Here is an 8,910-nt window from a genome sequence, read left to right as displayed (position 1 = left end):
AGAACGAGGCGGAGCAGGCCCACCCGATCGAACCGGCGAGCGTTCGGCCGCCGGTGGTCGTCGCCGAGAAGGAGACGTCGCCACCAGTAGCGGTGACCTGCGCGGTGGCCGGTACGGCGGTGACCGCGTAGTGGGCATCCGGGCCGGTCATCGACACGGTCATCAAAGCCTGGTAGCTCCCTGGCCCGTGGTAGCCGGCCACCCGCACGACGTCCGAGACGGCGTAGCCGTGGATCGAGCCGCTGGCCGACGCCACGTAGCGGGCGTCCGCGGTCTGGCAGCTCACCACCGTGTCGACGTGGCCGGAGACCGCCACCGGGGAGGTGATGGCCACGGTCAGGGAGCCCGGCCCGCCGGCACCCTTCCCGACCGCATCCGTGGATGTCGCGGCAGCCGACGTCGCCGCCGGCACCGGTGTCGTTGAGGTTGGCTGGACGGTCGCCTGCTCGGCGGTCGCTGTCGCCGGCGCGGCGGTCACTACCCGGGTGCCAGGCTGGCAGGCCGCGATGGTCAGCAGCGCCGCGCCGGCAACGGTAGCCGTTGCGAGACCTCGACGGACCGGAGCATGAAGGTTCATGGGAACGGGACACCTGCCTTCGGGACATCGGAGATGGTCAGGTGGCCCCGACGGGTGACCGTGGGAGCCAGCCGGCTGGGTGTCACGGTTTCCGCGGACCGGCTGTGCCCGCGTTCCCTGCCAGCAAGGCAAGAACATCAGCCCAGAATGAGCACCCTTTCCCGGCAAGATGTGAGACACATTCGGGTTCGCAGTTTTCCTGCTATGACCGGACAACCCGCGGAGGCGGTGAACGCGGCGTCACTGGTCGAAACGGGATCGCTCCACGGCCCCGGTCAGAGGAGGTTGACGGGCCGGCCTGCGGCCAATTCTTCCCCTGTGCGGGCGGGGAGGATGATGCGGACGGTGGTGCCAGCACCGGGGGCGCTGTCGAGGGTGGCGGTGCCGCCGTGGGCGGCGGCGATGGCGGCGACGATCGCCATCCCGAGGCCGCTACCGGTCCGGCCACCGCCGCGGCTGCCGGCCGCCCGGTAGAAGCGGTCGAAGGCGCGTTCGGCGTCAGTCGGGCTCATCCCAGGTCCGAAGTCGCGGACCTGCAGGCACACCTGGCCGTCAGTGGCAGTGAGGCTGACCTCGGCCAGGGTGCCGGGTGGGATGTGGGCGCGCACGTTGGCCAGCAGGTTACCGATCACTTGGCGGAGTGCGTCTGGGTCGCCGACCACCAGGCAGTGGTCGGGGGCGCGCAGCCGCAGCGGGCGGTCGGGTTCGACCGCGGCGGCGTCGGCGACCGCGTCGCGGGCGAGGGAAGCCAGGTCGACGGCGGACTGCTCCAGGGGTCGGGCCTCGTCGAGGTGGGCCAGGTAGAGCATGTCGTCGACAAGAGTGCCCATGCGCCGGGCCTCGTCCTGGACGCGGCGTAGCGCATCGTCCCTACCGGCCGGCGGAACAATGCCCTGGCGCAGAAGGTCGACGTATCCCCTGATCGAGGTCACCGGTGTGCGGAGCTTGTGCGACGCGTCCGCGACAAACCGTCGCAGCCGGTCGGCCGACCGCCGGCGGTCCTCGAAGGCTGCCTGAATCTGGCCGAGCATGGTGTTGAGCGCCGCCGCGAGCTGACCGGTCTCGGTGCGCGGACGCCCCGGCGGGACCCGCCGAGCCAGGTCGCCGCCGGCGATGGCGGCTGCCGTACGGGTGATGTCCCGCAGCGGGCGTAGCCCCCGGCCGAGCAACAGCCAAGCCGCCGTACCGGTCAACGTGAGTACGGCTGCACCAGCGGCGGCCTCGACCAGGGCGAGCCGGGTCGTGGTATTCGCCACCGGTCGCATCGGCAGCGCGATCAGGTCGGTGACGCCGCTGGGCAGCGTTCCGACCACCGCCCGGTAGAAGACACCTCCTACCTTCAGCGGAAACGGCGCGCCCGCCTGGATCCGGCTGTCGAGATGGTCGACGTGAGCGAGCAGCTCGCCGCTGGGTACCGGGATGTCGGCGTCACCGGCGACGGCCAGTACTGCCCCGTTCGGCCGCCGCAACTCCACCACGAACGCGGTCGGAGCCACCGTCCGTTGCAACTCAGTCCCGCCGAGCAGCGGCGACGCCGAGGCGATCAAGGCGAGTCCGCGAGTGCCGAGCAACGTCTGTGCCCCGCGCAACTGGCTGTCGGTCTGATCGACGAGATAGGACCGCAACGCGAACGCGCTCGCCGCTCCGGCGACAGACAGCGCTACCGTCATCAGCCCGAGCAGGCCAAGCATCAGCCGGGTCCGCAACATCACGACGCTCCTCCTGTCACCGTGACCTCAGACCGGGGTGGATTCGCGCACCAGGTAGCCGAACCCGCGGCGCGTGTGGATCAGCGGCGGGCCGTGCGGGGCCAATTTGCGCCGCAGGTAGCTGACGTACTGGTCGACCACTGTGGCGCCGCCGACAAAATCCGGCCTCCACACCGCGGCCAGGATCTGCTCCCGGGACAGCACCCGGTTCGGGTTAGCCAGCAGATACCGCAGCAGCTTGAACTCGGTCGGTGACAGCGCGAGCGGGCAACCGGCCCTGGTCACCAGGCAGGTGTCCTCGTTCAGGGTTACATCGGCGAACACGAGCACCGGCGCCGGCGGCACCGGCGTGGATGCCGGCTCCCGCCGGGTCCGGCGCAGCACCGCGCGGGCCCGGGCGACCAGCTCGTCGATCGCGAACGGCTTCGTGATGTAGTCATCACCGCCATAGGTCAGCCCCGCGACTTTGTCCGCACGATGATCCCGCGCGGTCAGGAACACCACCGGCACCTCCACGCCGCACTCCCGCCACCGCCGGCACAGCTCAAAGCCATCCCCGTCCGGCAACATCACGTCCAGCACCAGAAGATCCGGACGATCCGCATCCACCGCGGTCACCGCTTCGCGCGCGTTACTCGCCGTGGTGACCTCGAACCCGTGAAACCGCAGCGCCATTGCCAACATGTCCACGATGTTCGGCTCGTCGTCGACAACCAGCACCCGCGGCACCCTGGCCGGGTCTCCCTCACCCATCCCCACCTCTTCCCGCCGCCTTTTAGCCCCCGCCAGCCCGGCCGGCGGGCTCCACCCTCGGCCCTCGAGGTCAGCGGCTCGTCGCACCCCGCATTCCATACAAGAAAGATGTGAATTCCATGCGAAAGTGGGCGGTAACTGGCGGTGGTTTATCGACATGCTCATTGCCGGGCACCGGCTCTGCCTCTACCTACCTCCGTAGATCACGGATCAGGAATTGACGATCACAACAGACCGCCACCAGTCACCTATCGCCTTGAAGAGGCGACGGAGACCCATCCGTCGCCTCTCGCCCGGCCCGGGTTCTCGCCGCGGAGGGATCTTCCCTGCTCGAAGTCGCTACTCAAGATGTGGGTGCAGGCGCTCCGAACAGCTCGAGATATCGTTGGGCCGAACGCGGACTGAGCGATGGCGGCTGGAGGGCCGAGAATACATTTCCGGTCTCGGCGGTGTTGTAGTACGCCTCGTACGCTAGTATGTCTTTGTTTGCCTCGAAGAATTCGAACATCTTCTCGACGTAGAACGGGTTGTCTCCACCCCCGCCGGTCTTGTGGTACATCCCCCACTCTGGTACAGCGAACTGCTTGCCATGTTCCCGGGCGAATGCAGCGACCGTGCAGGCTCCGGAATCCTTGCGGCACTGCGCATCGAAGGAAGCCTGGTCCACGGATGCCGGGTAGGAGTCATATGCATCGACGCTGACGATATCGACGACGTCATCACCGGGATAAGCATCCCAGACGTTCCAGCCGTTAGGCATCCGATCCTTGTGCGAGGTTATGTTCCAATCGATACGCACCTGGGGCGACGTACTCCGGATCGCCGTGACCGCCTGCCGGAAACACTGCTTCCACAGGCCGGTGTCCTGCACGTGCCACGGCATCAATTCGCCATTAAACTCCCAGCCGAGCCGCACGATAGCATCCGGCCGACCGTTCCGCACCAGCGTCTGACAGAACTTCGCCCAGTGCCCGTCGTACTCGCCACGGGCACAGGATTCGGAATGAAATAACTTGTTCACTTCGGGGTCCTCGCGAGCCCGTGACCTGCGAAGACGCATATTGGCTTGCATTAATTACTTTATTACGAATTCACAGGCCGCCTCACTGCCATCCAGGGAGAAAAACGGCTGGGCCACCGACAGCACCCCCGAATAGGAGTCGGGCCGGAAATCCGACATCGGCCAGTCGTCCATGGTGATCATCTGCCAGTTTGACCGCACCGTGAACACCACTACCACATCCGTCGGCCGCCCGACCCACCGCTCCCACCCGGCGAGATCCTGCGGCGGGTTCGCGTTCGTCCCTGACGGCCACGCCACGCCACGTCCCGCGGGAGGGCTCGTCGCCGGTTTCTCCTCGCCGGCTCCTCCAATGACGACAAACCCCAGCGCGACCAGAACCGTCACGATCCCAGCAACACCCGCGCCGAGCAGCCCGATCCGCCACTGACGCGAGGTACCGCCGGCCTGGTCACGGCGACGCCTCACGGCCGCCCCCTTCGTGCTCTTGGTGGATTGTGTCACGTATTCTACCGTTACGTCAGGGTCTGGCCGCGGAAGCGGAGGCACGTGACGCCCACGCCACACCCAAAGGTGCCGCCTGAGCTTTTCGTTTAACCTGCCTGTCTCTCAGGTAACCTGCTCGGCTCTTGTCGCGTCCAACCCGATGCGAAGCAGCCGACGAAACGTCGGTTATCGGCACCCGGCCTCGGCGTCAGCCGCCGAGTGCTCGGACCAGCGCGAGCCCCACCGGTGACGGCACGCAGGTCCGCGACCGTGGCCTCGGCGTCGGGAACATCGATCCAATGGGCGTCCGCCAGGTTCCCGAGCTGCGGCCCGGAGCATCCGACCAGCGGATGATCCCGGGGCAGAACGACCGCGACCGGATCGGTGGCGATCCTCACCGCCCGGATCGGTCCCGCATCGGGTAGTCGTAACGAGTCCCCGGCGTGGTCAGCCCGACGGCGAGCCCGAGGTCGAACTCGCCCTGTGCGACCCCGACCGTCACCACATGCCGAGGTCGCGGCGCACGGATGATCCTCGTCGTCATACGCTGCCCTGCGATCAGCAGGTGGCGTGTACTGGTGCGGAAGGGTCCATGTGAACGTCCTGGAAGCGGTGTTTCTCGGCGCGGTCGAGGGGCTGACGGAATTTCTGCCGGTGTCCAGCACCGGACACCTAACAATTTTGGAGAAGCTACTCGGCCACGACATCGACGACCCGGACATCACTGCTTTCACCGCGATCATCCAAGTCGGTGCGGTCTTCGCCACCCTGCTTTACTTCCGGCATGATTTCCGGCGCATTCTGGTGGCGTGGGGCCGCGGTGTGCGCAATCCCGCCTGGCGGGAGCATCCGGATTATCGGTTCGGCTGGACCGTCATTCTCGGATCGATTCCCATCGGCCTGGTCGGGGTGGCCTTCAAGGATCAGATCGAGACCACGCTACGCAGCCTGTGGTTCGTCAGCAGTGCGCTGATCCTCTGGAGCGGGGTGATGGGGTATGCGGACCACGTCGGTACCCAGAAACGTCACGAGGAGGACGTGACGTGGAAGGACACCCTGGTGATCGGCATCGTGCAGTGCATGGCGCTGATCCCGGGTATCTCGCGATCCGGGGCGACCATGTCGGCGGGGTTGCTGCGTGGCCTGGACCGGGTGGCGGTGACCCGGCTGTCCTTCTTCCTGTCCATCCCGGCCCTGATGGCGGCCGCGGCGCTGCAGGTCCTCACGAAGTCCGGCGACATCGCCGACGGGGTGGGCTGGCCGGCGACGATCACCGCGACCGTGGTCAGCTTTGCTGTCGCCTACGTCGCGATCGCCTGGCTGTTGAAGTTCATTGCCAGACACAGCTACAGCGTCTTCATCGGTTACCGGCTGGCGCTCGGCGCCACCGTGCTCTTCCTCGTGGCCACCGGGATCGTCCCGGCGACCTGAGCCGGCGACCATCCTCGTCCGGCTCCCGCGGGGCGGCTCGACCGCGTAAGTTTCGATCCACCGTCTTGCGGGTTCATGGTTGTCCCACGGGATGGGGAGACGGCCGGCCGCGCGGCCACGGAGGAAGGACTGTGATGCGGGATCTGCGTTCGCTGCCCAAGGGTCATCTGCATCTGCATTTCGAGCTGGGGATGCGGCCGTCGACACTGGCCGACCTGGCCGCCGCCGCGGGCGTTCCGACTCCCCGCACCACGGGGTTCACCGAGTTCGGGGGCTTCAGCAAAGTGATCGCTGGCATCCTGCCGGTCTTCCGCCGGCCCGAGGACTTCGAACGTCTCGTCGACGAAATGATCATTGATGCCGCGGATGAGGGCGTCACCTACCTCGAACCCAGCTTCTGGCCGTACGCCCATCTCGGCGTCTTCGGGAGCGCGGAGGCCGCCTGGGAGACGGTGCTGGCCCGATCGGATCAGATCGGCGCGCGGTACGGGGTGACCGTCCGCTGGATGGCGGCCATCGACCGGGTCTTCGACTCCCCCGAACAGGCCGTCTCCGTGGCCCAGTTGGCCCTGCGTTACGTCGATCGGGGCATCGTCGGCCTGGGGCTGCACAACGACGAGAACGGCTGGCCGCCGGAGCCGTTCGTGGCGGCGTTCCGGATCGCGCGCGACGGCGGGTTGCTCTCGACCCCCCATGCCGGGGAACTCGACGGTCCCGCGTCGGTGCGTGGCGCCATCGAGACCCTGGATGCTGATCGTCTCCAGCACGGTATCCGCGCCATCGAGGATCCCCGACTCGTCGACACCCTCCTCGAACGAGGGACCTGCCTCGATGTCTGCCCGACGTCCAACCTGCTGCTCTCGGTCGTCCCGTCGATGGCCGAACATCCGCTTCCGGCCCTGCTGCGGGCCGGGGTGCGATGCTCGATCAACGCCGATGACCCGCTGCTGTTCGGGCCCACCTGTCTGGAGGAGTACGAGCTGTGCCGATCGGCGCTGGGCCTGACCGACGAGGAACTGGCCGCCTGCGCCCGCAGCTCGGTGGAATCCGGAGCCGCGCCGATCGAGGTGCGGACAGCGGCCCTCGCCGGCATCGATGGGTGGCTCGCCGCCGCGGCCCCGCTGACGACGCCGGCTGGTTCAGCCGGTCAGGAACGCTCCGTCGACGCGGGATGCTCCGACGGCCGGTGACGCTCCGATGACGGGGGTACCGTCCCCCCACCGGCCCGCGCGGGTGGTCCTCGCACCCGACTCGTTCAAGGGATCGGCGACCGCGGCCGAGGTGGTTGCGGCGCTGGGTGCGGGCTGGCGCTCCGAGCGGCCCCACGATCAGGTCGTGGGAGTACCGATCGCCGACGGTGGCGAGGGCACCCTCGACGTCTTCGCCGTCGGCGTACCCGGGTCGGAGCGGCACCCGGCGCGGGTGACTGGTCCGGACGGGCGGGGCCACGACGCCGAATGGCTGTCGCTGCCCAATGGCACCGCGGTGATCGAACTGGCGAGGGCGAGCGGGTTGCCACTGATGCGGGAACTCGATCCGTTGGGCGCACAGACCGTGGGCCTCGGCGAGTTGGTCGCCGCCGCGATCGACGCCGGAGTCGACCGCGTTCTCATCACTTTGGGTGGTTCCGCCTCGACCGACGGTGGTACCGGTGCCCTCGCCGCGTTGGGTGCCCGGTTCCTCGACGCGGCCGGCCGGCCGTTGGCCGCCGGCGGCGGCGCCCTCACGTCGCTCGCACACATCGATCTGACCGGGTTGCGGCCGGTGCCGGCTGGGGGAGCGTACTGTCTCGTCGACGTCGACGCGCCCCTGCTGGGCCCTGCCGGCGCCGCCGCCGTATTCGGGCCGCAGAAGGGTGCCGGACCCGCGGACATCGCCCGGCTGGAGGAGGGGCTGCGTCGGCTTGCCCACCTGTTGGGTGGTGTTCCCGACGCCGCGGGAGCCGGGGCCGCCGGCGGCACCGCCTACGGCCTCGCCGCGGCCTGGGGAGCCGAGGTGCTCCCCGGCCTGCCGACGATCATCCAGGCGGCGGGCCTGCCGGCGGCCCTCGCCGGCGCTGACTGGGTGGTGACCGGCGAGGGCAGGTTCGACCGGACCTCGTTGTCCGGCAAGGTGGTCGGCGGAGTCCTCACGCTGGCGCGGGACGCGGAGGTGCCTGTGCTCCTGGTGGCTGGGCGGGTTGACGCCCCCCGGCCGGAGGGGGTTCGGGCCGAGATCGCCCTTGTCGATCTTGCCGGGGGGTCGGCTATGGCGATGGCTGAGCCGCTCCGGTGGCTGCGGAGGGCCGGCGCCGAGCTGGCCCGCCGGGCCACGACCGCCCGGTGAGCGGGAGCCGACCGGTGCGGGGAGCGGCTGGTATGGGGGGGACCGTCCGGTGCGGGGGACCGCCCGGGCCCGGTCTGTGGGTCAGACCCGGCGGTTCATCCCGGTGAGGAGGTAACCGATCTTCCGCCAGGTATTGGGCCCGCAGACCCCATCGTCCGGGATGCGGCCGAACCACGGCGCGGCATAGCGCTGTAGGGAGGCCACCCGGGCAGTGGTCCGTGTCCCGTACACGCCATCCGGCGTTATCCGGTTGGGATCACCGGTGGGGGCCTCATGGCCAAAGATGATGTTCAGGGTGTTCTGGAGCTCCACGACGTCCGGACCACGCGATCCCTCCCGCAGGGTTGGACGGTTGTCGTAACGGTGCCGGGGATCGACGGCTGCGCCGACTCCGTTATGCCGTGCGGCGGCGAGGATGTCCCGGCGTCGGTTGGCCCGGATTTCACCCGGGCAATTGTGGCCTCCCCACGCCTGGCCACCCATTTGGTGGGTACCGATACCGTAACCGCCGGGAGAGTCGGTGATCTCTTCCTGCCATCCGAACTCCCGCATCCCCCACTGAAAGGGATCGTCATTAAATAAGTTGATCATTTGATCTGTGTTTGGGG

Annotated in this window: 10 protein-coding genes; 3 read left to right on the top strand and 7 right to left on the bottom strand. The window is 68.4% G+C overall.

Going from position 1 to position 8,910, the window contains the following annotated elements; genetic code table 11:
• The 6 genes from AC08OT_RS16415 to AC08OT_RS16390 form a co-directional block, all read right to left on the bottom strand.
• The coding region (locus tag AC08OT_RS16415; RefSeq protein ID WP_476593913.1) for a hypothetical protein at nucleotides 1–577 on the bottom strand (577 nt) is incomplete at its 3' end.
• A gap of 275 nt (nucleotides 578–852) precedes the next feature.
• Nucleotides 853–2,286, bottom strand: coding sequence for an ATP-binding protein (locus AC08OT_RS16410; protein ID WP_476603001.1), 1,434 nt, complete (start codon nucleotides 2,284–2,286; stop codon nucleotides 853–855).
• A 27-nt stretch (nucleotides 2,287–2,313) separates the two neighbouring features.
• The gene (locus tag AC08OT_RS16405; RefSeq protein WP_476596161.1) at nucleotides 2,314–3,039 is read right to left on the bottom strand and encodes a response regulator transcription factor; all 726 of its coding nucleotides are present in this window, start codon (nucleotides 3,037–3,039) and stop codon (nucleotides 2,314–2,316) included.
• Nucleotides 3,040–3,382: 343 nt separating this feature from the next.
• Nucleotides 3,383–4,060, bottom strand: a complete 678-nt coding sequence (locus tag AC08OT_RS16400; RefSeq protein ID WP_476593915.1) for a glycosyl hydrolase — start codon at nucleotides 4,058–4,060, stop codon at nucleotides 3,383–3,385.
• Nucleotides 4,061–4,114: 54 nt separating this feature from the next.
• Nucleotides 4,115–4,528, bottom strand: coding sequence for a hypothetical protein (locus AC08OT_RS16395; protein WP_476603000.1), 414 nt, complete (start codon nucleotides 4,526–4,528; stop codon nucleotides 4,115–4,117).
• 412 nt (nucleotides 4,529–4,940) lie between these two features.
• Nucleotides 4,941–5,090 (bottom strand): hypothetical protein, encoded by a 150-nt coding sequence (locus tag AC08OT_RS16390; RefSeq protein WP_476593917.1) that lies wholly within the window; start codon nucleotides 5,088–5,090, stop codon nucleotides 4,941–4,943.
• Between the two features lie 50 nt (nucleotides 5,091–5,140).
• On the opposite strand from AC08OT_RS16390, the gene AC08OT_RS16385 reads away from it, so the two are divergent.
• From AC08OT_RS16385 to AC08OT_RS16375, 3 genes are all read left to right on the top strand, one after another.
• Nucleotides 5,141–5,977 (top strand): undecaprenyl-diphosphate phosphatase, encoded by an 837-nt coding sequence (locus AC08OT_RS16385; protein ID WP_476593918.1) that lies wholly within the window; start codon nucleotides 5,141–5,143, stop codon nucleotides 5,975–5,977.
• A 134-nt stretch (nucleotides 5,978–6,111) separates the two neighbouring features.
• Nucleotides 6,112–7,167 carry an adenosine deaminase gene (gene add / locus AC08OT_RS16380; protein WP_476593919.1) on the top strand — a complete coding sequence of 352 codons (1,056 nt, stop codon included), beginning with the start codon at nucleotides 6,112–6,114 and terminating at the stop codon, nucleotides 7,165–7,167.
• A gap of 7 nt (nucleotides 7,168–7,174) precedes the next feature.
• Nucleotides 7,175–8,302, top strand: a complete 1,128-nt coding sequence (locus tag AC08OT_RS16375; RefSeq protein ID WP_476593920.1) for a glycerate kinase — start codon at nucleotides 7,175–7,177, stop codon at nucleotides 8,300–8,302.
• Between the two features lie 81 nt (nucleotides 8,303–8,383).
• Here the strand turns inward: AC08OT_RS16375 and AC08OT_RS16370 are convergent.
• A partial coding sequence (locus AC08OT_RS16370; protein WP_476602999.1) for a peptidoglycan-binding domain-containing protein occupies nucleotides 8,384–8,910 on the bottom strand: 527 nt, incomplete at its 5' end.

It is taken from the genome of Frankia sp. CgJB1 (assembly GCF_977947065.1).
This window is presented reverse-complemented; position numbering and strand designations above follow the sequence as displayed.